22 protein-coding genes are annotated in these 23,052 nt (G+C 40.7%); all 22 read right to left on the bottom strand.

Annotation, left to right across the window (positions count from 1 at the left end; translation table 11 throughout):
* Window positions 1-224: 224 nt before the first annotated feature.
* The gene (locus ON073_RS10795) at window positions 225-2,027 is read right to left on the bottom strand and encodes a DUF885 domain-containing protein (RefSeq protein WP_274761900.1); all 1,803 of its coding nucleotides are present in this window, start codon (window positions 2,025-2,027) and stop codon (window positions 225-227) included.
* Window positions 2,028-2,142: 115 nt separating this feature from the next.
* Entirely contained in the window at window positions 2,143-2,334 is a 192-nt protein-coding gene (gene csrA, locus ON073_RS10790) for a carbon storage regulator CsrA (protein ID WP_274761899.1), read from the bottom strand.
* Window positions 2,335-2,416: 82 nt separating this feature from the next.
* The gene (locus tag ON073_RS10785; protein ID WP_274761898.1) at window positions 2,417-3,631 is read right to left on the bottom strand and encodes an aspartate kinase; all 1,215 of its coding nucleotides are present in this window, start codon (window positions 3,629-3,631) and stop codon (window positions 2,417-2,419) included.
* Window positions 3,632-3,633: 2 nt separating this feature from the next.
* Window positions 3,634-6,234 (bottom strand): alanine--tRNA ligase, encoded by a 2,601-nt coding sequence (gene alaS, locus ON073_RS10780; protein ID WP_274761897.1) that lies wholly within the window; start codon window positions 6,232-6,234, stop codon window positions 3,634-3,636.
* Window positions 6,235-6,242: 8 nt separating this feature from the next.
* Entirely contained in the window at window positions 6,243-6,707 is a 465-nt protein-coding gene (locus ON073_RS10775) for a regulatory protein RecX (protein WP_038642402.1), read from the bottom strand.
* Window positions 6,708-7,523, bottom strand: a complete 816-nt coding sequence (locus ON073_RS10770) for a BPSS1780 family membrane protein (protein WP_274761896.1) — start codon at window positions 7,521-7,523, stop codon at window positions 6,708-6,710. It abuts the gene before it with no gap.
* A gap of 68 nt (window positions 7,524-7,591) precedes the next feature.
* Window positions 7,592-8,200: a GTP cyclohydrolase II gene (locus ON073_RS10765; protein ID WP_274761895.1), complete on the bottom strand. Its 609-nt coding sequence runs from the start codon at window positions 8,198-8,200 to the stop codon at window positions 7,592-7,594.
* 273 nt (window positions 8,201-8,473) lie between these two features.
* Complete coding sequence (locus ON073_RS10760; protein WP_274761894.1) at window positions 8,474-9,478, bottom strand: AgmX/PglI C-terminal domain-containing protein; 1,005 nt, start codon at window positions 9,476-9,478, stop codon at window positions 8,474-8,476.
* Complete coding sequence (locus tag ON073_RS10755; RefSeq protein WP_274761892.1) at window positions 9,475-9,972, bottom strand: ExbD/TolR family protein; 498 nt, start codon at window positions 9,970-9,972, stop codon at window positions 9,475-9,477. Before ON073_RS10755 ends, ON073_RS10760 begins: the two co-directional genes overlap by 4 nt.
* A complete protein-coding gene (locus tag ON073_RS10750) occupies window positions 9,969-10,475 on the bottom strand; it encodes an ExbD/TolR family protein (protein ID WP_274761890.1) in 507 nt (168 codons plus the stop codon). The genes ON073_RS10755 and ON073_RS10750 overlap by 4 nt, the downstream gene beginning before the upstream one ends.
* A gap of 10 nt (window positions 10,476-10,485) precedes the next feature.
* On the bottom strand, window positions 10,486-11,142 hold the full coding sequence (locus ON073_RS10745) for a MotA/TolQ/ExbB proton channel family protein (protein WP_274761889.1): 657 nt from the start codon (window positions 11,140-11,142) through the stop codon (window positions 10,486-10,488).
* Window positions 11,143-11,163: 21 nt separating this feature from the next.
* Window positions 11,164-11,463: a hypothetical protein gene (locus tag ON073_RS10740; RefSeq protein ID WP_274761888.1), complete on the bottom strand. Its 300-nt coding sequence runs from the start codon at window positions 11,461-11,463 to the stop codon at window positions 11,164-11,166.
* Window positions 11,456-12,130, bottom strand: coding sequence for a hypothetical protein (locus tag ON073_RS10735; RefSeq protein ID WP_274761887.1), 675 nt, complete (start codon window positions 12,128-12,130; stop codon window positions 11,456-11,458). Before ON073_RS10735 ends, ON073_RS10740 begins: the two co-directional genes overlap by 8 nt.
* Entirely contained in the window at window positions 12,117-14,873 is a 2,757-nt protein-coding gene (locus ON073_RS10730) for a tetratricopeptide repeat protein (RefSeq protein WP_274761886.1), read from the bottom strand. The genes ON073_RS10735 and ON073_RS10730 overlap by 14 nt, the downstream gene beginning before the upstream one ends.
* A gap of 47 nt (window positions 14,874-14,920) precedes the next feature.
* On the bottom strand, window positions 14,921-16,729 hold the full coding sequence (locus tag ON073_RS10725; protein WP_274761885.1) for a hypothetical protein: 1,809 nt from the start codon (window positions 16,727-16,729) through the stop codon (window positions 14,921-14,923).
* Between the two features lie 2 nt (window positions 16,730-16,731).
* Window positions 16,732-17,250 (bottom strand): hypothetical protein, encoded by a 519-nt coding sequence (locus ON073_RS10720; protein WP_274761884.1) that lies wholly within the window; start codon window positions 17,248-17,250, stop codon window positions 16,732-16,734.
* 10 nt (window positions 17,251-17,260) lie between these two features.
* Window positions 17,261-18,400: a DUF3570 domain-containing protein gene (locus ON073_RS10715; protein WP_274761883.1), complete on the bottom strand. Its 1,140-nt coding sequence runs from the start codon at window positions 18,398-18,400 to the stop codon at window positions 17,261-17,263.
* Window positions 18,387-18,614: a DUF4266 domain-containing protein gene (locus tag ON073_RS10710; protein ID WP_274761882.1), complete on the bottom strand. Its 228-nt coding sequence runs from the start codon at window positions 18,612-18,614 to the stop codon at window positions 18,387-18,389. Before ON073_RS10710 ends, ON073_RS10715 begins: the two co-directional genes overlap by 14 nt.
* Complete coding sequence (locus ON073_RS10705) at window positions 18,607-19,098, bottom strand: TlpA family protein disulfide reductase (RefSeq protein WP_274761881.1); 492 nt, start codon at window positions 19,096-19,098, stop codon at window positions 18,607-18,609. The genes ON073_RS10710 and ON073_RS10705 overlap by 8 nt, the downstream gene beginning before the upstream one ends.
* Window positions 19,099-19,110: 12 nt before the next feature.
* Window positions 19,111-19,755: an outer membrane beta-barrel domain-containing protein gene (locus tag ON073_RS10700; RefSeq protein ID WP_274761880.1), complete on the bottom strand. Its 645-nt coding sequence runs from the start codon at window positions 19,753-19,755 to the stop codon at window positions 19,111-19,113.
* Window positions 19,725-20,456, bottom strand: coding sequence for an SH3 domain-containing protein (locus tag ON073_RS10695; RefSeq protein WP_274761879.1), 732 nt, complete (start codon window positions 20,454-20,456; stop codon window positions 19,725-19,727). The genes ON073_RS10700 and ON073_RS10695 overlap by 31 nt, the downstream gene beginning before the upstream one ends.
* A 1-nt stretch (window position 20,457) precedes the next feature.
* On the bottom strand, window positions 20,458-23,019 hold the full coding sequence (locus ON073_RS10690; RefSeq protein ID WP_274761878.1) for an HzsA-related protein: 2,562 nt from the start codon (window positions 23,017-23,019) through the stop codon (window positions 20,458-20,460).
* Between the last annotated feature and the right edge of the window lie 33 nt (window positions 23,020-23,052).

Genomic DNA, 23,052 nt, shown 5'->3' with positions numbered 1-23,052 from the left:
CAAACCCTATACTCCCTTAGCAGGGGAGCGCCTTCGGCCACTCGGCCACCTCTCCGTCTTGTGGGTGCGTATATTAAAGCCTATTGAAAATAAGTCAAACAATTTTAGTCATATTTTTTCTGTTCGTTCACAGAATATGCAGTTTGCTTATTTTTCTAGCTAAGACGGCTAGAATATACAAGTTTTTGCATTAAGTAGCAGCCGAAACTGCTACTTAAATTTGCTTAATTTACACTTTCAATCCAGCTATCTAGTTTAGCTTCTAAAATCGGCATTGGCAGTGCACCATCAATTAAAATTTGCGTATGGAACGCCTTAATATCAAATTTATCGCCAAGTGCGGTTTTCGCTTTTTCACGCAGCTCGCGGATTTTAAACTCACCCAACTTATATGACAATGCTTGACCAGGCCAGCCGATATAACGCTCAACTTCTGAAATAATGTCACTTTCAGCCATAGATGAGTTTGCTTTCATATATTCAATACCCTGCTCACGTGTCCAACCTTTCGCATGGAAACCCGTATCTAATACAAGACGCATCGCACGTAATTGCTCATCAACTAAACGCCCGTACCACATATAAGGGTCAGTAAATAAGCCCAGCTCTTTACCTAAACTTTCTGCATACAATGCCCAACCTTCAGCAAACACAGTGTAGCCACCAAATTTTCTGAAACGTGGTAAACCTTCTACTTCTTGTTGTAATGCAATTTGGAAGTGGTGACCGGGAGCTGCTTCATGAATTGAAAGAGTTTCTAATAAGAATTTTGGCTGCGCTTTTAGGTTATGCGTATTGATGTAAAACACGCCCGGTCTTGAACCATCTGGTGCAGGTGCTTGGTATGATGCGCCCGCAGCAGACGCCGCTCTAAATGCCTCTACTGGTTTAACAACATAATCTGCTTTTGGCGCGATATCGAAGAGTTTAGGTAGCTTGGCATCAATCTTAAGTTTTACGTCTTCATATGCTTTTACTAGATCTTCTGGCTTATCATAATAAAACTCATCACTATCACGTAAATGAACGAAAAATGCGGCTAAATCACCTTTAAAGCCAACTGCTTCTTTCACACCTTTCATTTCATTTAAAATGCGCTCTACTTCACTCAAACCAATTTCGTGAATTTCCTCAGCATTTAAATCAAGCGTAGTGTGTTGTTTAATTAAAAACTCATACCATGCTTTACCATTTGGTAAGTTTGCATAACCAACTTTCTCGTTTGCTGCCGGAATGTATTCTTGCTCTAAGAATTTAGCCATTTTTGCGTATGCTGGCACAAGCGTGTTCAAAATAAGCGCTTGATAGTCTGCTTCGATTTGCACTTTATCTTGTGCTGAAATTGACTCTGGCATATCAGCTACAGGCATCCAAAAAACACTTTGTGTATGATCAGTAACAACGTGAGCTTGGAATTGCGGCAATAACTTTTTCGCAAGCACTTGAGGCAAAGTCACATTTTGCTTAATACCTTCACGCATATTTTCTTCGACACTTTCTAACCAAGTAACAAAACCATTAGCGCGACCAATAAAGGCATCAAACTCAGCCTTAGTTGTAAATGGTTGTGCACTTTTACCTGAACCAAGGCTAGCAAAGGTATTATGTTCGCCCGCCATTTGATCAATTGGAATTAAGTAACTTGGAAATTTCTCTGACTCCAAAGAAAGGGCTAAATCGCGCTTAAAAATTTGGTAGCTTAGAAGGTCTTGGCCGGTTAACTTTGTAGCATCAATAGCAGCTAATAATGACTGATATTTCTTAGTAAACGCCGTTGCTTTCGCTCGATTTTCAGCGCTTATAACCGGGCTCCATTGATTATTGTATTGAGATTCACCCACATAAGTACCAGATACCGGCGAAAAGGCTAAAGCTTCATCAAAATAGCTTTCAACAAGTTGATTGAGTTTTTGATTTTCAGATAATTGAGCTGTTTGCTCTGCGGTTGTATTCGAATTTGTTTTTGTATCCATGCAACCTGTTAGTGCAAGGCCTACCGCTAATGCGAGAGAAGTTTGTTTGATCATAGCGTTTTTATCATTGTTAAAATTGTATACATCATAACAGTAGATAAAACAGTGACAAGGTATTAAAAACAAAAAAAGCCAGCGTTAATGCTGGCTCTTAAAATTCTGCTCTAAACTATTCGTTGCCTGGTTCAGAGTTAGCTTTTTCAGCTTGAATTCGCATATAAATTTCTTCACGATGTACTGAAACATCTTTTGGTGCATTAACACCAATACGCACTTGGTTACCCTTAACGCCAAGTACAGTAACTGTAACTTCATCCCCAATCATTAGGGTTTCACCTACGCGACGAGTCAAAATTAGCATTCTTTGCTCCTAAATATCCAAAGTTTAAAGATTCCGTATCAATTCCATTTTACATGAATATTATTCAAAAAGTTAGAAACTTTTACTGGTCTAAAGTAAAAGCACTATGTAACGATCTAACTCCCAATTCTAGGTACTTCTCATCTACTAAAACCGAGACTTTTATCTCAGAGGTTGAAATAAGCTGAACATTAATATTTTCATCTGCTAATGCTCTAAAAAGCTTTCCTGCAACACCAGCATTTGATTTCATTCCTATCCCAACAATAGAAATCTTAGCAACAGTTTCATTAACTGTAACTGAATCCGCATTAAGAGTTGTAAGATTTTGTTTAATTAACTGTTCTGCCAACTGCGAATCAACTTCATGTACAGTTAAAGCATAGCCGACTTTATCGCCTTTGCAGGAAAAATTACTGATCATGTCAATTTCTATGTTGTTATCAGAAAATATCTCTAATAATTCAGCCAGTTGCTGTGGTGTACTCTCTAAGTTATGTACTTTGATCAGCACCTCATCTTTGCTGAATGCAATCCCAGAAACTACTTTAGAATTCATAGGGTTTTCCTCATAACTAATTAAAGTACCATGATCAGGTTCGAATGATGAAAGCACACGTAAAGGCAGGTTATGCTTACCAGCGGCTTCTACAGAGCGGATTTGCAAAACTTTTGCACCTAAACTGGCAAGCTCAAGCATTTCCTCAAAAGTCACGTAATCCATTCGTTTTGCTTTTGGCTCAACCCTTGGATCGGTGGTATAAACGCCATTAACATCGGTATAAATTTGGCATTCATCAGCATTAATTGCTGCTGCAACTTCTACCGCTGTGGTGTCCGTACCGCCACGACCAAGCGTCGTGATATTCCCTTCGATATCTCGCCCTTGAAATCCAGCAAGGATCACAATACGCCCCTGCTCTAGCTCTTGATTTAAGCGTTTTGGCGGGATCATCTGAATCCGCGCTTTACCAAACAGATTATCCGTCATAATACCCGCTTGATCAGCCAGTAAGCTAATTGCCGAATGACCACGTTTGATAATTGCCATTGCAAGAAGTGCTACTGAGACTTGTTCACCAGTAGTTAACAGTACATCTAGTTCGCGAGAACTAGGGGTGGAATCTATTTGTTTCGCAAGATTAATAAGACGATTAGTTTCGCCAGACATCGCTGACACAACAACGACGATTTGATGTCCTTGCTGTTTAGATCGTACAACAAGGTCAGCGACAGCTTCAATTCGGTCTATTGAACCAACTGAAGTGCCGCCAAATTTTTTAACTAATAACGCCAAGTTTAAGCGCGCTCACTCACCCACGCATTCACACTTTCAAGTGCTGCAGCTAAGTTTTCTGGTTGAGAGCCACCTGCTTGTGCCATATCAGGACGACCACCACCTTTACCACCCACTTGTGATGCCATGTGGTTAACTAGCTCACCGGCTTTAAACTGACCAGTTAAGTCTTTCGTCACACCTGCAATAAGGCTTACTTTATCGCCACTTGCAACACCAAGCGCAATAATGCCTGAACCAAGTTTGTTTTTAAGGTCATCAACCATACCACGCAATGCTTTTGACTCAGTGCCTTCAACATTTGCTACTAGTAATTTAACGCCATTTACATCAATTACAGCGTCAAGTAATGATGCACCAGCTGCACTTGCAAGCTTATCATTAAGCTGCGCAATTTCTTTTTCAAGGCCCTTAGCACGCTCAACTAATGCTGATACTTTATCTAACACATTATTGCTATCGCCTTTAACAAGCGCAGCAATAGCAGATAATGTTTCAGCTTGTTTATTGATGTAAGCAACCGCACCTTCACCTGTCACCGCTTCAATACGACGAACACCTGCAGCAATACCACCTTCAGACACAATCTTGAATAAACCGATGTCGCCAGTGCGCTTAACGTGCGTACCACCACAAAGCTCAATTGAGAAATCGCCAATGCTAACAACGCGAACTTCATCGTCGTATTTCTCACCAAATAATGCCATTGCGCCTTTTTCTTTCGCCGCATCAATTGCCATTAATTCGGTATTTAGATCGATGTTTTTACGGATCTCAAGGTTCACCATATCTTCGATGCGTTGTAACTCTTCTTTTGTTACTGCTTCAAAGTGTGAGAAGTCAAAACGTAAACGCTCAGGATCATTTAATGAGCCTTTTTGCGTAACATGCTCACCAAGAACCACTCGCAGAGCTTCGTGCAATAAGTGCGTTGCAGTGTGGTTTTTCTTAGTGTTATCGCGACGCGTTGCATCAACATGTGCATCAACACGGTCATTTACACCAATACGGCCTACTACTTTACCTTTATGGGCAAATGCATTACCAAGTTTTGTGGTGTCTTCAACAATAAATTCGCCATTAGCTACTTTAAGTACGCCCGTATCACCAACCTGACCACCGCTTTCTGCGTAGAAAGGCGTGCGGTCAAGAATAACAATACCTTGTTGACCATCTTCCAGTACTGAAACAGCATCTGCACCGCTGAATAATTCAATCACAGTGCCAGTGTATTGTTCGCTATCATAGCCTTTAAATTCAGTGGTTTTTTCTGACTTTAATTGGTCATTATAATCTGCGCCGAATTTACCTGCTTGTTGCGCTTGTTTACGTTGAACTTCCATTGCTTCTTGGAAGCCACGCTCATCAATTGTCATAAAGCGTTCACGTGCAACATCAGCCGTTAAATCTGCAGGGAAACCATAAGTATCGTAAAGCTTAAATACTAAATCACCTGGAATTACATCGCCTTTTAGGTCTTTCAAGCTTTCTTCAAGAATCGCAAGACCACGGTCAAGGGTTTTACCGAATTGCTCTTCTTCAATACGCAGTACTTTTTCGATAATCGCTTGTTGCTGATGTAATTCTGGATAAGCTTCACCCATTTCAGTTGCAAGCGCTGCAACTAATTTATGGAAGAAAGTACCTGTTGCACCAAGTTTATTACCATGACGTACAGCACGGCGAATAATACGGCGTAATACATAACCACGGCCTTCGTTAGATGGCATTACTCCATCGGCAATTAAAAATGCACATGAACGAATATGGTCAGCGATAACACGCAATGATTTATCTTCTAAATCTTGTGCGTTAGTTACAGCTGCCGCAGCTTTAATTAAGTTTTGGAAAATATCGATTTCGTAGTTTGAGTGAACACCCTGCATAATCGCAGAGATACGCTCAAGACCCATACCAGTGTCAACAGACTGACTTGGCAGAGGATCCATTGAACCGTCAGCGTGACGGTTGTATTGCATAAATACTAGGTTCCAGATTTCGATAAAACGGTCACCATCTTCTTCTGGGCTGCCCGGAGGTCCACCCCAAATGTGCTCACCGTGATCGTAGAAAATTTCTGAACAAGGACCACAAGGACCTGTATCACCCATTGACCAGAAGTTATCTGCTGTATCAATACGAATGATCTTATCTTGCGGTAGACCTAATTCTTTGTGCCAGATATCAAACGCTTCGTCATCAGTGTGATAAACCGTTACCAGCAACTTCTCTTTTGGTAACTTGATAACATCTGTTAGAAATTGCCATGCAAATTTAATCGCATCTTGCTTGAAGTAGTTACCAAAACTGAAGTTACCAAGCATTTCGAAGAACGTGTGGTGACGGGCAGTATAACCTACGTTTTCTAAATCGTTGTGCTTACCACCAGCACGCACACAGCGCTGCGAACTCGTTGCACGATTGTATGGACGGCGCTCTGCACCTAGGAATACATCTTTAAACTGCACCATACCTGCATTGGTGAATAGCAAGGTAGGATCGTTGCCTGGCACCAATGAACTTGATGGCACCACTTGGTGTTGCTCTGATGCGAAATAATTTAGAAACGCGTTGCGGATTTCCGCGGTCGTCATATGCTGCATGCTACCTCTCACTCGTTTGACGGACTTGTTTGCATTGCAAATTCAATTTGTTCATGATTAAACCCTCGATAACTCATGTAGCGAATGCGCTTCGCTTTTTCTTTAAAGTCGAGGGAACTACTTGTATTTGTGAATTTCTTATTATATGCGGATTGGGCCTGCAGATACCAGTCTATTTCTAATTCTTCGACAATAGTTTGTACTAGATCGGCACTAACCCCTTTTTGATAGGCTTCATTTTTAATTCGCATTAACCCCAAACCTTTATTTATTTGGCGTCGCACAAAACTTTCGGCATAGCGAATATCATCAATAAAGCCATAATCTTCACACCATAAAATGAGCTTTTCAATAAACTCGTTGTCTTCACAACGCGCAGCTAATTTTTTGGCAATTTGTGCTTTGGAATACTCTTGTCGTGAAAGCAACCAAAGCACATAGTTTTTTAATTTGGCCTGTTCTTTTTCTGTCATTTACGCATCAAATCTATCGTGATTTTGCGCCTGCGGCTGTTCATTATTTGACTGTTTAGATTTAACGATTACTGATGACATAAACATCGCTTGAAAAGACACAAAGAACCCTGCATAAAGCACTGGTAAAATAAATAACAATGGAATAAACGATAAGAATGCCGCAAATAAAATTAGGCCCGCTGAGATTGCACCAAAAATACCCAGTGCTGCCATATTATGCCAAAACACCAAAAGGCTTGCTTTGATACACTCTAAAATACTGTTGTTTTCAGAAAAATAAACCAGCGGAATCGTGTAAGCAAAACACATGGTATAAAGTGAATACGCAGCAATAAGCACAATGATATTTGAAACCTGAATGCTATCGATTACTTGCTGTGCATGTAACTGCACTAGGTCAACATTTTGTGATTCAACGGCCTGAAGATAGGCATTAAGAGGCTCACTTAAACCTTGAAATAACGACGTTGTTAAAAGCGCTAAAATAAAGCCACCAAATAGGTGATAAAGCCCTAAGCGAAATAACATCAAACGTCGCCCAGCTTCACTAAACACATTAAAAAGGTCAAAGAATGCGACTTTTTTACCTTGTTGGCGATTTAGCATGGCACGGTAAAAACCCGCCGTGACAAATGGCATTGCCAGTGCTGCAGGCAGCTGAAAAATCGGCGCAACCAATGCGATTAAAGATAAAATACCTATAAATAGGTGCATGAGAATAAAGGTACCTGGTTGGCATTTAAACAACTCCCAACCAGCTTTAAACCAGTTAACACCCGCTTTTGCCTTAAAAATCCGTATTTCAACTGCCATTTTTCTTTCTTATAAATGAAAACGCTCCATAAAATGGAGCGTTAATAAATCAACACGATAGATCTATGCTACTTTTTTAGTTGCGTTAAATCCAGCATATGTGAACCATGAGCCACTTTCGTCGCTAAATAGGCTTCATTGCCTTCTTTTAAATGCGCTGACGTACCGACTTGCTCCACTATGTTTATGCCCGATTCACTGAGCGCTTTAACTTTACGTGGATTATTTGTAAGAAGTTTAACTGAGTCAATATCAAGCGCCTGCAACATTAACGCTGCATCTCTAAACTCACGTAAGTCGTCTGCAAAGCCTAAATGATTATTTGCTTCGTAGGTATTCATACCTTGCGACTGTAACACATAGGCATCAATTTTATTATATAAACCAATACCGCGCCCTTCTTGGCGTAAATAAAGAATAATACCGCCTTGCTTGTGCATCATTTCAATGCATTCATCAAGTTGTTCGCCACAATCACAGCGTGAAGAATGGAATACATCCCCTGTTAAGCACTCAGAGTGCATACGAATTAACGGGTTTGGCTCTTTATCAGCGTTATTAAAGATTAAAGCGACGTGTTCTTCACCGTCTAAAAGACCATGAAAAGATACAATTTCTGCAGGGATTTTACTGTTTTTGCCAACTTTGAGCTGGACTCTTGCTCTTACTTCAGCCACGACATTTCCAACAAGTGTTTTGTGATATTATAACACTAGCTTTTTATTGAAACTAGCGTGTAGGTTTAAATATGTGCTTTTTTCAGCTTTTCAATGCCTGTTACAAACTTAATCCGCCAAATCCCATAAATAATAGGTTAGCTCGCTTTTACAAAGCTTAAAGCCTTAATCGAAAGAATAGCACCCACTGCTATAGGGTTAAAAAAGGAAAATGGTTCACTTGAATAAGAAAAATAATGCGTTAACTGCCATGTTTGCAGTTAACGCACTAAGTTAGAAAGGTAAAAAATTAAACGAGTAATTGAGCTTTGTTTCTGATACCAATTCTTGACCAAAATTGATCATGCGAATGCGGTTAACTAATTTTCGCTCCAACTCCGCGTCATTTAAATCGCTTGAAAGTATTTCGCAAGTCTTTACTTGGCCATTGCCAGCAACCACAATTTCAACCGTAACTTTGCCTTGCAAACTTGGATTTTTGCGAAGTGCACGACGATATAAGGTGTAAAATGCACCTTGATTTTTATCAAGTACTGCGCGGATCGCTTCTACTTTGCGCATCTCTAGCGTTTCTTCGCTAACTACTTCACCCTCACTCATGTCACTTTGATAACCGCCTTGCTCTGCCACAACCTCATCACCTAAAGCAATCAGTGATTTATCTGCCAATGCTTGTACATTCGCACTCGCTTGCGCGCCATCTTTCACAGTAATTTGTTTGGATGTATCGGCTTTGGCAGTAACCTCTTCAACACTTGTCACCTTAGGCGTTGGCTTTTTGGTTTTTAACGGCTGTGTAGTAGGCGTTAAATCAAAGTCATCTCTAAGCGCCGCTAAATCATCAGCGAGCGCAACTAAACCTGCTAAATCAAAGTCATCTCTAAGCGCCGCTAAATCATCAGCGAGCGCAACTAAACCTGCACGACTTGCCTCTTCTTTTGCTTTTTCAAGGGCTTTTTTGTTAGGCGTTTTTACTTTTACTTCCGTTTTAATTTCGGGTTGTGGTTTCTTCTCAGGCTCAGGTTTTGGTTGTTCCTGTTTGATCTCGGGTTTTGGCTTTTCCGGTTTTGGTTCAACTTTTACGCGTTCAATAACCCGTGTCAGACTTGGCGGAATTTTTGTTTTTTGTGCCGGTGTAAGCTCGGGTAACTCAGTGAGTTTAACTACTGCAGCAAATAACAAAGTACCCACTAAAAACGCACTGGTTAAACGACTAAATAATCGATTTCCAGCGTTATCGTAAAGTTCAAAATTTGCATTCAAGACTGCTGTGGTCATAGTTCACCACCACTTTGGGCAACTTGTTCAACAGCCAACGATAAATCTCCAAACCCTGCTTGTTGCGATGTTTGCATGATTTTTTTAAGGCGCTGATAGGCAATTTTTCCATCTGCCATAATTGTTAGCGGCCGCATATCATCAACAGGCTCAATTGCGTCTGCATGTGTTGCTAATGCTTTAGCTAAAGGGGCAAATACCTCTGTTTTACTGCTATCCAATTCACTCATTTGTGCAATTAATTGCCCTTGCAAAATAAGATTAGTTTCACTTACCAAAAGCACTAATGCCTCTTCAGCCAATGCTTGTTGCTTGGCCTTTGGCAGGTCAATATTTTTATTTACATCAAGCACTTGCACTGTAGAGGAATTTACTATTAAGAAGAAAACCAAAATGGTAAAGATATCCATTAACGACACCAAACTCAGTTTAGTTTGCTGCTGTGCCCTTTTATGGTGCCTTTCCATGCGAAGTGCTCTAACTGATTTTTTCATAGCGCCTCCACCATAGCATCACCCAAAGCAATTTCTGGAAAAAGTTCTGCTTCAACAACCGATGCAACAACGACTGCCTGGTAACTTCTCACAGTTTCCATTGCCGAAATCAGCGTTTGATAATCAACATCTTCAGCGACTAACAAGGTAATATTTTTCTTATCTACGCCTTTTCCCAGCAGTAGGTTTTTAACATCTTTTAATGCTAACTGAACCTGCTCAAACGGATACGCACTTTGCGTTTTTTCAAACTGCTTAAGGGGGACGCCTGCGGGATAATAAATAGTCAGCGAGTCTTTTTTAATCTCAAGCTGAAGCTCTTTTTTTGATAATTGCTCTGCGCTTTCTCCCGCTAATAAAGGCTGTAATTTAAGCTGCATCACGGTAATATGAGAAAACACCATCATCATAAGTAATACTGGCACCAGCACAATCATCAAACTCATAAATGAGGTGATATCAAGCTCAGCATCTTGCTTATTTGGCAATTTGCGACGAAACATAGTCGCCCCCTTAATCTGTTTGACGGGTCTTTTGTGAAACGAGATTATGCTTAGTGAGTAAGTTCAAACACTTAACACCAGCCATCTCTAAGCCATCAATTATTTCAGTGGTTTTAGTTTGCAAAAATGAATGACATAAAAGCAGTGGAATAGCGGCAATCAAACCAAATGCAGTGGTATTCATCGCAACTGAAATACTGGCCGAAAGTAGTGAAGCTTTTTGTGCAGGATCAGCATCTGCCACAGCCGAGAATGCGGCGATAAGACCAATAATAGTACCTAATAAACCAAGTAAAGTTGCAATATTTGCAAGCGTTGCCAAGTATGCGGTGCGTTTTTCCAAACGTGGCATTAGCTCAAGCACTTGCTCCTCCATGGCATATTCTATTTCTTCTCGACGCTGAGTGTGCTCAATTCGCTCAAGACCTGAACTAATAATTTTTGCAACGCCAGATTTACCTTGCTCTGCAAGCACTTGCTTATAATCACCTTTAGCCAGGTGAGGCATTAACTGTTTAAATGCCTTTTGATTAGCAAGTTTAGCGCCTGTTAATACAATAAAACGCTCAACAGCAATAGCTAAACCAATAGCAAGCACAATTGCAATTGGTAGCATAAAGCTACCGCCATCTTGAAAAAATCTAACAACTGTATCGAAACTTTCCATTTTAAACTCCAAATGTAACCGTTAATTAGGGTTATTGTTTTTATTCTGTGATTGGTAAAATGCAATCTGACGCTTTAGTTTGCTCGGGTCGATTGCACTAATTTTATGACGCGGAAGTAACCGTAACTGGGGTTTTGTTAACTGAACCTTTTCTAAATCTTGCCATGGTAAAATTGACATAAATTTAGGCTCTTCTTCAGCGCCTGAAATCGTGGTTTGTAGCTCTATTTTTTGCGGCTGTTTGCTTGGCTTTGACGGCGACTCAACCGCATAGGAATTTGAAACAAAAATCAAACTCAACAATAAAAGCGATTTATTCATTACTCGCTCCTTGGGTTTCTTTTAACTGATGCTCTAAATCCAGTAACCATGTGGATACTTGTCGATAACTGGGCACATCTTGAGGTATTAGCATTAAATAGGTTTGATAAGCTGCTTTCGCTTTGGCTTTTTCACCAAGGTAAATATCCAGCAAAATACCTTTGTTGATGTAACTAGGTGCAAAACCTGGCCAACTACTAATAGCTTGATCATAAAGTGCTAATGCATCTGCAAACTGGCCATTTTCACGGGCGACTAAAGCCAGTTCATTAGCTGCAAAATAGTTGTATTTGTTCGCAGCTAAAGCAGCATCTAAATGTTGTGTATATTCGTCTTGTTTACCATTGTGTTTTGCAATATAGGCTAACTGTAAATGCGCTCCTGACAGAGTTGGGTACTGCAAAGCAATATTAGTGAAATGCTGCTTCGCCAGCTGAAATTCCCCTGCTTGTTTTAGTTTTAGCGCCCTCTCAAATTGGGGTTTGATTGCTTCTGGCACATCAGCTTGTTGGTATTTATTTGCGCTTTGTAATAATTGCTCTTTTGCACTCAAAACAACAGGCTCAATTGCCTTCTCAGTTGCTTGTTCAGCATCCTTTTTTGGCGCAGTTTGGCACGCCGAGAGTGCCACCAGCAAAGTAGCTAAAACAATGTTAAAAAATCGCATGAGTTTCTCCTGGTGCTACTTCTTGCTTGGCAAAACGTGCGGGCATCAATTTAGCAAGTTCCGATAAAGTTTCTTTCACCCATTTATCGTAAATCCCTGAGTGTAATAACTGATTATTGCGCTCATACAGCGCAATAGCTTTATCTTCAAATGGAATGGCTTGTTCTTCTAATAACAGCTCATATTGCTCGAGGGCAAGATCTTGCAGATGTTTAGGGCGCTCAGATGCCATAATTTGCTCAGCCATTAAGTGGTAAATTTTGGCAATTTTAAAGTTGGCTTGCGTAGTGTAATCGGCAAGGCCAAATTCAGCGAGTTGTTGATAGCGATTCAGTGCCGTTGTCATGCGCTCACGCTTACGCGCTAAGCTGGTTTTTAATGGCACTGTTAGTTGGCTGTTCTGATAGGCATAAAAAGCATCATTAGCAAACACCTCAGTTGCTTTAGCGGCTGCTAAACCAGCCCATTCTTTTTCAGCGGCTGGTGCACTTTGATAAGCCAAAATTATTTTGTTTAACCAAAAGCGATACTCTTTTGCTTTATTTTGATTCTTATAAATATCTGAAAGCGCTATTTTTGCTTCAAGGTTTTGTGCGAATGGCACAGGGTAATTATGTGCATAACTGCGGTATTGAATACGCGCGCGTTCAATTTGCCCCATCTCGAAGTAAAGCGCTGCGCTTTTCAAAAGTGAGATACGTCTGGTATTTCTGTCTGAGTGATTTTCAGCTAAATAGGCATATTGCTTTGCCAATTTATCCCCTTGCTGAGTATGCTTATAAATATCAATCTTTTGAGTTTGTAGTAACTCAATACTGTCGTTGGTTGGATAACGCGTTATAAAATCATCAACCCAACTACTCGCTTTACTAAAGAGTTGTAACGAGAACAAATACTGAGTTACTTGATACTGAACTTGCTCACGGTAAAGTGTGTTTGGCAAGAGCGTTAGTAATGCAATGTATTTATCTAGGGCTAATTGGGTTTGCTCTGTGCCAGCAAGTTGCTCCGCCTGTTTAATCATACTTTTCGCAAGGTTTTCAGCGACTAGTGGCGAGCGCTGAGTCTTATTAGCCAATAATTGTTTATAAGCGAGCTCAGCTTGATCATAGTCAGCTAGATTATAGTGGCTATGCGCCATAAGTAATTGCGCTTGATACCCTTGTAGCTCAGTTAAATTAAATTGTGCTAAAAGGGGTTCATAGTTCAGTAACTCTTGGTAACGCCCCTGTTCAAACAATAAGTTAAACGTTTGCAGCAATACTATGGTTGCAGACGAGTGTTGCTTAAACGTGGTTGCAAACTTAAGCCAGTTGGTCACTACATTTGTCACCAATTCTGGTGAAATAGTCTTGCTATTAGCCCCCTTAGCTTGTTGCAACTTCGTCATGTAGATAGATACAACAGCATACCCGGCTCTATCTTGATATTGATTTGGCAGCTGGCCGTAAGCGATATTGTTATATTGTGTGAGGGCTAACTGCCACTGTTTACTCTGATACAGACTCTCTGCCAGTAAATACTCGCTATCGATGTCTCGCTGATTTTTTAAAGCCAAGGTTTCAAGATAGCGTGAATAACCGCTTGCTGCAGATGCAAATTGAGCTTCAAATGGTTTATGTTGTTTTTTTAATGTTTGAGCTTGGTAATAGCTTCTATCAGCATACTTTTTTTCTAACAACGTTAATGCGTTAAAATGCGCATCACTTGGCAGCTCGCTATCCGCCTTAAGATAAACACTACCAATACCAAATTGCGCTATAAACGTTTGCTCATACTTGCTAAGTAGTTCAATAAAGTTCGCTTTTTTATAAACACTTAGCTGCGCCAGAGCAAAATCAACTTTATGCGCTTTAGCTGGTGCGTGTTCAATATACTTTTGATACACCGCAATCGCATCAAGATAACGTTTTTTCTCCAAATAGTAATTGGCAAGTGCTTCAAAATTCATAAAACTAAATGTTTGCCAACCATATTGCTCATAATGCGTCACGGGGTCTTGGTCAAAATCGTTATATGAGAAAATCACACTCATAATGCGCAAGGTATCTGCGACTAAATAACGGGCACTACTACTTATCTCATCAACGCTAAGTGCAGTTTCACCATTTTGCTGTAATGCTAAATCCAGCACTTTGGTAAAGTTATTAAGTGACGCTTTATAATTAAATAATTTAAAATCAGACCACGCCAGCATATAACGCGCAGTGCTTACCAGTGTTGAATTGGGGTGTTGCTCAATAACAAGTGCGTAATGCTCTTTTGCCTCACCATAACGCTTCTGATTAAAGAGGTATTCGCCTTGACGAAATAAAAGCTCTTCACTGTGTTCGAACTCTGGATATTCATTAAGCAGCTTTGCTACTGTAGTATATGCAGCGTCAAGGTCGCCTTTCAGAAAATACGCTTTGGCTAATTGATACAACACATCGTCACGAGACTCTAAACCATCAGGCTGTGCTAGCAGCAATTGGTACTGGTTTATTGTTTGGCTAAAATAATCATTGCTTTGCGAAAGCCCTTGCTCTTGTGCTAACTGTTGTTGCTCTAAACTTAATTGTGCTAATCGACTATTTGCTTGCAGCTTTGCATTGGTTTGAGGTGCTAATTTTGCCACCTCTTGATAGGCAGCAACAATATCATCTGCACTTGGCGTAACCGCTTTTACAGCTACCTCTTTTTGTGGTTTTGACAAATCTAATTGGCCAAGCGTTTTGCGCTCTAATGGCTTGGTTTCTGTCAAAAAACAGCCTGTTAAACTGAGCGTGAGTAGACTTACTAAACATCGTTTCATGGTAAGACACTCTCTGAATTAGCGTTATGACTTGCCAACCCCTCAAGGGCAATACTGCGCATTACTTTAAGCTTATAAACATCGTCAGATAAAAAAGCTTGCGATTCTTTAACATCTTCTAAAAGTAAGATTTGAATTTCATCGAGCTGTTGATTAATAAGCGAATTTGCCTGTTGTTGGCGTGTGCTAAGCTGCGCTTTTATCGCGTTTAGTTGCTGTGAAATACGATTGTAGTCCTGTCCTGTTTGTATTAGCTGACTACTTTTTTGATACTGCCTTGTTGCCTCTTGCAAAGCTGTTTGCGCTACTAATAGCTGATTTGCATGGGCTTGATAACGTTCATCAAACAGATAGTCTTGTTGCCAAAGCAATATGCCTTTTAAGCGCGTTAATCGGGCTTGTTGAGACTGCATATTTCGATTTTGAGAAAGGCTTGATAGCCTTTTCTCCGCATTCACAATACGCTGATTTATCTTTAACTCATCTGCTGTCATTAACCCTGTTCGACTTGCTTTTGCCTCCGCTAATCGAGTTGATAATGTTGTTAATTCTGCTTTTTGTGCTGATAAACGTGCCTCATAACTTGTTAAATTTGTCGTTTCAATAATGCGTTCTTGGCGCGCCGCTTTTTCAGCTAAAATTTCAGCATAATTTTCTAGTGCTCGTTGTTGCGATTTAAACTGTTCCTTAAGCTGTAAAAGTGATTTTAATTGTTCATTTTTCTCATAAAATTCATCACTTACAAACACTGAGTGCAATGCGCTTTGGTATTGATTCTGCTGCTCAGTGCTATTTAACATCGCTAATAGCACAGCACTGTTTTGCAAGTTAGTATTAACAGTATTCAACTCAGCATTAAATTCAGCAAAACGCTTTTCTGCGTGTTCAATTGCATCAAGTGCCAATTGAAACTTTGCTTCGCTTAATAACACGTGCGCTTTGGCAGTAAGCGCCTGATGCTGGGTAAACACATTCCCTTGCTCTGATGTAATCACCATTTCTAATACATATAGCGCCTTAGCATAGTTACTTTGCAAAAGCTGACTAGCAGCTAAGCCATAAAGTGCTTCATTTAACCAAATGGATTGCTGAGAAACTTGTGAAAACGCGAGCTCTGCCTGCTCGCCCAATTGTTTTTCAAGTGCACTGTAGCCAATAGCTAAAAAGCTTCGGTCTAACAAAGCCAGTTGTTCGTCGTCGAGCGCTGTAATTGGGGTTTTTGGCAAAGTGGGGGTTATTTGCTGCTGACTCGCAACCAGCAGTAAATTATGGGCAAGGTAATCATGTAAAGGGTTATCGCTAGGCAATTGCGAAAGTGCACTTTCTGCAAGGTTAAATTGCTGTAAAGCAAGGCTAATACGCCCTTTTAAGTAATGAAATTCATCTCGCCATTGCTCATCAAGACTTTGTAAGGAAATCTCATTAATAAATTGTTCTGCATGGGAGATTTCTCCACGTGTAAAATACACTTTAGCTAATTGCAAATTCGCATAATTAAGTAGACCCAAGTCTTTTTCATCGAGTAATCGTTTAAAATCGTTGGCAGCCGAGAGGTGCAATCCGTAAGAAAATGCCGCGCCAGCTTTTACAAGACGAGCATCAACTCCTTGGTGCTGTATCGAGCCATTAGTTTCGGCAATAGCAAACTCGGTCAGTGCATTTTGATAGTTACCTTGATAGAGCTCATACAAGGCAACGCCGTAGTGAGGATCTTCTACTTTTGCCTTCATATAACTATTTGCAATAACATTAAAGGCATTAACGCCGAATGCTAAAAACAGCAAATTCACCACACCCCGTTTCATACTTACTCTATTTCTCGTATTTCAAATTCAGGTTGTTCTTTACTGCTATTGGCTGAAATAACCAGTTCGAGTGCTTTTGCTTCGTCATCTTTTGTAAATGACAGTGTTGCGGCACGTTTAATATCTCTGCCCTGTGGTCCTTTACCCAGCACATATGCAGTAAGTTGGTGCTCACCTTGCTTAACATTTCCTTGAAATAGGCGATGCACTCCACCTTTGGCCAGTGCATTTAATTGTTTTTCGGTATAAAGATAATGTGTTGCTAACTCATCATTGACATACAGTTTTACCGCATCAAGGGTGAATAAGTGACTGGTGTCCATCGCAACATAAAACGCAATTTGTGTTGCCGGTGGGTATAACAGATCTTCTTCTAAGATAAACAAATCGCGGTTTAAGGCGATTGCTTGTTGCTTTAAATTTTCGATTTGTTCTGTAAGCGGCTTGCTTTCATTGCTATTGGCAGTTGCAGCGCAAAGCGAAAGCAGCAGCATAAAACCGAGGTGACTAATTTTTTTCATCTTTGCTTTCCTAATACCACAGCGAAACAAACGCTCGCACAACGTTTGCCGAATAACTGTAAAACCCTTCTTCACCGGGATTTTCAGTTTGCAGTACATTTCTAAAATCATCGTAATCAAACCGCATATGATCCCAAGCAATATTAACGCTGGCACTTTTAATCAAGCTTGAACGGTCGAATGTATGTAAATAGCGCGCTTTTAAACCAATTGTTAAATCGTTGAAGGTACTCATTTCTTTATCACGTGCCATAAAGTTGAACTGATCTTTTCGCTCAAACATGTCTTGATAAAAATCAGCTTTTGTTTGCGCGTAATGGCGTACATGAAAATCAATTAACCAATTATCATAAAGAGCTTGGCTGTAACCGAGCTTATAATTACTTGCAGAGATCCCCCAGGTATCGCTAAAAAAACGTATCTCACCATAAAGTGCGCCATTCACAGGTAAAAAATAGCGAGAGCGCAGTGCAACTGCATTGCTGGTACGGGTTTCGGGGTAAATCTCAGTCGCGTAGCTGTACCCTAAAGCTGCGCTATCATCGCGGTAGCGGTAAGAGCGATAGGGGTTATTTAAATAGCCTTGCTCTGTGATTGCTTCAAGGTTGAAATCGACCGTCCAATTTTTAGTCGCAATTTGAGACCAAGATACGGTGTAGTTTGAACGTTTTACTTCTTCTTCAAATAATTCATTGCCATTTTGTTTAACAACATCATCGCCTTGCGCGTAGCTCAAGCTTAAAGTGGATAAGTCGCCAAAAAAGCTCTGGCTCACCGCTAATTTATAGCTTTTCGCGTCGTAGTCATTTTCTTGCGATTGGCTATAACCTAATGAAAAAATGGTTTTCTCATTTAAGTAGTCGACGCCAAGCGATTGTTCATCTCGCTTTTCTTTATAAGGGCTTGCCGTTGCTAAAACGTCAATAGATGCTGAACTCACCGAATCGACATAATAATTTGCAGAAACCGACACCGCATTAGACACTTTTTTGCGAATAAGTATTGAAGGACCATCAATGCTCATACCGCCGCCATCGTAACTATGGTACATAGCATCGACACGATCTTCAGGTAACACAGCTGCTAACGTTGAAAAGCTTATAAACGCAAAAACTAAAGTACAAAAACGGTTAAACTTAGTTACAGCCACAGCCACCACCTGATGTTCCTTCAGCGCCTTTCGCGCCCTCACGGGCTTGGTAAACGTGATGAATATAACCAGACTCAACAGGGTCTAATTGCCATTGCATTGCAGCGTGAGCCAAATTCTCTCGCTCATATGGTTTTACCCACGGCTCAATCTCACCTGTTGAAACGCAACCAGACAAACCCCCGAGTAACAGCAAAATAAGTAATTTATTCACGGATAAGCGCCTTCACCATTTTTTTATAGAGCTTTTCATCGCCAGCCTTGTAGCCATAATGCACATAACGCAAGGTGCTATTGCGATCGATTATTACTGTGGTAGGCATTGCTTCAACATCAAACAATTTACTCACCGTATTTTCATCGTCCAATAACACTGGAAATGACACGTTAAGTTCTGAAATAAAGTCTTTTGCTTTTTGGTTTTGCTGTTCAACATTAATACCCAATACAGTAAAGCCCAAATCATTGTATTTACTGTGCAGCTCATCTAGTAAAGGCATTTCTTTACGGCACGGGCCGCACCAGCTTGCCCAAAAATTTACAAGCACCACTTGGCCTGTTAATTCTTTTAATCGAACATTCTCGCCGCTCAGTGACTTTAATGTGAAATCAGGCGCGCTCTTGTCTAATTCAGCTGAAGCAGCTTGCCCCGCAAATACACAGAACAACAATAAATAGGCCAGTGTCAGTTTTTTCATCTTATAAATACCTTAAAAATAAACACTTAAACCAAGTGTAAATGCGAGATTATGTACTGTTTCGGGGTCGCCCAAAATATCGCTTTCAAATACGTAATCCGTCATATCGATGTGCATGGTTACATAGTCATTCAGTAATACGCGATAACCCGCGCCGAGCGATACTGTAAAACGGTCATCACCACCAAACTGCGTGCTGCCGGCACCTAATGTAAAATAGTACGCGCTATTGAGCGTGAGGTTTTGTGAGATAAACGTTTCACCTTTAAGGTTGTAACCAATGCCTAGGTCTAATAATTGGTAATCGCGCTCGTCATCGGTTAATAACTTGGCACCGCCACTGAGTTTTTCGTAACTAGTTTCGCCAGCGGTTGCCATGCCATACTTAAAATAGGTGAAAAAATCTTCATTTATGTGATAGGCCAGTTTGGCACCAACTAACGAGGTTGACGAAAAATCGGCAATTGAAATTACGCCGCCATAAAGGCCAAACTCAAAGTCATCGCTGTCAATCAGTGATTCATCTACTTCTGTACGCTCAATTTGAGGGTCCACAACAGGTGGAGCCGCTTCGTTAGATGCGAGCGTTTGTCCTGAAAACACCATACCCAAACAGGTAAATGCGTTTAGAAAAAGACGGTTATACCTAATTTCCACTGCTCTAAATCCTCTGTAGCATCACGCTCTGTAAGCGCACTAAACCGTTTGTATTCTGCTTTAAGTACAAAACGGCTGGTTAAATACGTGTTCACACCAAAAGTGGCGCTCAGTAAATCTGATTGTCTGGTTTCATCACCGCCACCAATCACCGGTGTTTTAGGCGTTGTCCACACATTACCCGCACCAATACCTAAATACGGAGAGACGCGCCAATGGGGAAATGGGTGATGAATAACAGAAATATCAACCAGTTGGTTCTTTGCTACCGCTCCGAGTGCATAACTATATTCAAGGTTGATTGAAAGGTTTTGTGTGAATCGCCAGCTTGCATCAACAGATTGATTGCTCACACCATCAAGCTCACCCAAGCCGATACCAAATGCAAGCGTTTGATTTTCAAATGCATCAATGCCTGTATGTTCGATGGTAAATGGTTGCCCTGTTAGGGTTAAAGTATTTACCAGTGATGATTGCTCTGCCCAGCCTTCTTGACCATTTTCAAGTGTGATTAAATACCAGCTAGTATGGCGTTTAATTACCGTTATGGTTTCGCTTTTTTCGGCAACATAAATAATCGGGTAACCGCGCCCTGCACCACTATGAATATTCAAATAGGGGTCTTTGACCGAAAGTTGTAACGGCTCAGCAATGATGTGAAAGCTGAGCGCCAGCAAGAGTAAAAATAGTATCCCTTTCATATTAATCTTGCTCACTGTAAAACGGGCTATTAGCGTATTGCGCACCAATATCTAGCCATTGCCATAAAAGTGACTTTTCAGCATCAGATAGATAGGCACCATGGCTGCCTGCTGGCGAAAACCGTAAATTGAATCCGGTGTTAGCATTGGCACCCGCGACACTCAGTGGCGGCCTTATTGTCACAGTCACTTGCTCAATAATTGGATTACCGTTTTCATCCAAAATTAAGTTACCGTCTTCATCGACAAGATAAACCGGATTACCATTTTCATCTAATCTGTCCACCAGCTTATCAACTAAAATGCCTTCAACAACTTCCTGTTCATTATCGTTAAAGAATAATTCGCGATAGGCCACAACATGCTGATTATTGTCATTTGAGGCGGCTAGGCTTAAATCAAGCTGCGCAGCGGGTATCTGTGCATCTCCATTATCATCAGTGGTGATATGGCAATTTAAACAGCGATAGTTATCAATTTCGTTGCCCATATCGTCAAAAACTGGGCGCGATAAATCAAATAATGGCGCAATATGCTTTGGAAAATGAATTGATAAACGGCATAAATTTGTCCAACGTGCTGCACATGCCTCTGTTAGTGGCGATGTCGTATCTAAATTATTGAGACTGCTATTGTTATTTGCGATAGCGGCCAAACCACCTCGCCACACATCGGCAAAAATCGGCTCAGCACTTAATGACGGAATGCCAACCACTCGCGCATAACTTTGCGCCATTGTTTCGCCAACAATTGCATCTACATCACCAAAACTTCCCGGCCAAAGCGTGCTAGCAGCACCTAAGTTTATACTGTTTGCTTGATTAACTTTGCCATGAGGTAACTCGTTAGTACTTTGATGACAGCCATTGCAGGTCCTTTCTTCCCCTGATTTTAGCTGTAACCAATTTTCATGGCGTTGACTAACTCGCTGTCCATCACGATTTAATAGTTCGATGGCAAATGGCATATCAGCAGGCACTTTAACGTACACCGAACCATCGGGAGCCACTGGCGCATAGCCAATAATATCGCGCATCGACTGACCACTACTGCGGCCAAATAATGCCGTTGAAAAGTTATATTCATTACGATCGGGAATGGATACTGGCTTAACAATACGCATCGCATATATGCGCTCGGTATTTAGCTGAGGGTCCGACACTGCTGAAATATTAGGAATGGCAGTATCAATGCCAGAGAAATCATACACACTGCGTATGTGCAAACTGCCCATTTGTTCGTTTTGCAAACTTATATTTGACGGATATTCTGTGGTTAAAGGACTGTTTATTGATTCAAGTACAACCACTTCTTCAATCAATGTATTTCGTTTTGCAAGCACTACCGGTTTTTGCGTTTGCGTTATTTCATCGTAAATCCATAAACCAAACAGGTCTGGTGCCGCAACGATGTTTTCATCGTTTAGTAACTCTGCCGTACAAGGGAGAAAATTATTGTTATTTTCTGGGTCAACAACTTGGCATTGACTCCACACCACTAAGTTTCTTTGTGAACCATCAAAAATAGGCGAAAACCAATGGTATTTCCCTGTTAGTGAAAGTTCTCCTTCAGGTGGGCTGGCAGCAAAAAGTGCAGAATTAAATGCCGAGTCAGATGTTGCTTCACCATCATGAAAACGCCCTTCATCCATAAAACTTTCAGTATCTAAATAATAAAAATCAGTGCTAAATTGCTCGCTTTCACTATTACGTAAACCAATAATTAATTGGCCATTTGGAGCTTGTTTTAAACTGGCAACCGATAAGTCATTTGGGAAATCTGAGTGGGCACCAAATAATAATTCGAGTTGTTTACCATCTGAATCCATTTGATAAATATTGAGGCCACGGTTACGTCCTCTATGCTCAAATCGAACAAAGGCAATTTTGCCATTTTGTAAAACAGTTGGATATAAATCATGGCCTTGGCTAAACGAAATTTGCTTGATATTAGTGCCATCTTGTTCCATTACATGCAAGGTTATGGCTTTTTCTCGAAAGTTATCGCTAAGAGCTTGGTATTGTGGCTTGCCTTCATCAAGTAATCGAGCCTTGTTACCTTGTTGGCGGTTTGAGCTAAACAAAATACGGCCATCAGGCAAAAAGGATGGGAATAGATCATCGCCTTCTTCACTGATCAGTGCATCATTGATAATCGGAGTCACTGTTTCTGACGCTACATCATAAAGCCAAATATTCCATTTCGGTTGCATATCATCTGAGACATCTTCAAGCTCTGGCGCGCGCAAACTAAATAGTAGTTTTTGTCCATCGTAAGATGCTGCAACGTGTTTAATATCGATTGGCGCATCAAATAAAGTATCTGTAATGCTAATTAGCGGGGCATCAACGCCAGCGAGTTTTTTTAAGAAAAGTTCAGCACCGGGGTTAAAAACTGTTGGGTCGTTAACGGCAAAAGAAACCGGCTGCTCGATACTGCGTAACACAAATGCCAAAGGCACTTCTTCTACGATTGGATCTTGTACTTGTGGTTTCTGCTCAACAACATCACTGCCACATCCTGTTACCAATAACAGTAAAATTATTTTTAGCAGCTTACCCACTTAATTTTCCTTTTTAAAAACTATCCTAAAGCA

The sequence above is a fragment of the Pseudoalteromonas sp. G4 genome (assembly GCF_028875915.1).
GTDB lineage: Bacteria > Pseudomonadota > Gammaproteobacteria > Enterobacterales > Alteromonadaceae > Pseudoalteromonas.
This window is presented reverse-complemented; position numbering and strand designations above follow the sequence as displayed.

Bases quoted from the DNA above. Each gene is read 5' to 3' on its own strand.
- ON073_RS10795 (WP_274761900.1), bottom strand. From the start codon at position 2,027: ATGATCAAACAAACTTCTCTCGCATTAGCGGTAGGCCTTGCACTAACA.
- csrA (WP_274761899.1), bottom strand. From the start codon at position 2,334: ATGCTAATTTTGACTCGTCGCGTAGGTGAAACCCTAATGATTGGGGAT.
- alaS (WP_274761897.1), bottom strand. From the start codon at position 6,234: ATGCAGCATATGACGACCGCGGAAATCCGCAACGCGTTTCTAAATTAT.
- ON073_RS10775 (WP_038642402.1), bottom strand. From the start codon at position 6,707: ATGACAGAAAAAGAACAGGCCAAATTAAAAAACTATGTGCTTTGGTTG.
- ON073_RS10770 (WP_274761896.1), bottom strand. From the start codon at position 7,523: ATGGCAGTTGAAATACGGATTTTTAAGGCAAAAGCGGGTGTTAACTGG.
- ON073_RS10760 (WP_274761894.1), bottom strand. From the start codon at position 9,478: ATGACCACAGCAGTCTTGAATGCAAATTTTGAACTTTACGATAACGCT.
- ON073_RS10755 (WP_274761892.1), bottom strand. From the start codon at position 9,972: ATGAAAAAATCAGTTAGAGCACTTCGCATGGAAAGGCACCATAAAAGG.
- ON073_RS10750 (WP_274761890.1), bottom strand. From the start codon at position 10,475: ATGTTTCGTCGCAAATTGCCAAATAAGCAAGATGCTGAGCTTGATATC.
- ON073_RS10745 (WP_274761889.1), bottom strand. From the start codon at position 11,142: ATGGAAAGTTTCGATACAGTTGTTAGATTTTTTCAAGATGGCGGTAGC.
- ON073_RS10740 (WP_274761888.1), bottom strand. From the start codon at position 11,463: ATGAATAAATCGCTTTTATTGTTGAGTTTGATTTTTGTTTCAAATTCC.
- ON073_RS10735 (WP_274761887.1), bottom strand. From the start codon at position 12,130: ATGCGATTTTTTAACATTGTTTTAGCTACTTTGCTGGTGGCACTCTCG.
- ON073_RS10725 (WP_274761885.1), bottom strand. From the start codon at position 16,729: ATGAAACGGGGTGTGGTGAATTTGCTGTTTTTAGCATTCGGCGTTAAT.
- ON073_RS10720 (WP_274761884.1), bottom strand. From the start codon at position 17,250: ATGAAAAAAATTAGTCACCTCGGTTTTATGCTGCTGCTTTCGCTTTGC.
- ON073_RS10705 (WP_274761881.1), bottom strand. From the start codon at position 19,098: ATGAAAAAACTGACACTGGCCTATTTATTGTTGTTCTGTGTATTTGCG.
- ON073_RS10695 (WP_274761879.1), bottom strand. From the start codon at position 20,456: ATGAAAGGGATACTATTTTTACTCTTGCTGGCGCTCAGCTTTCACATC.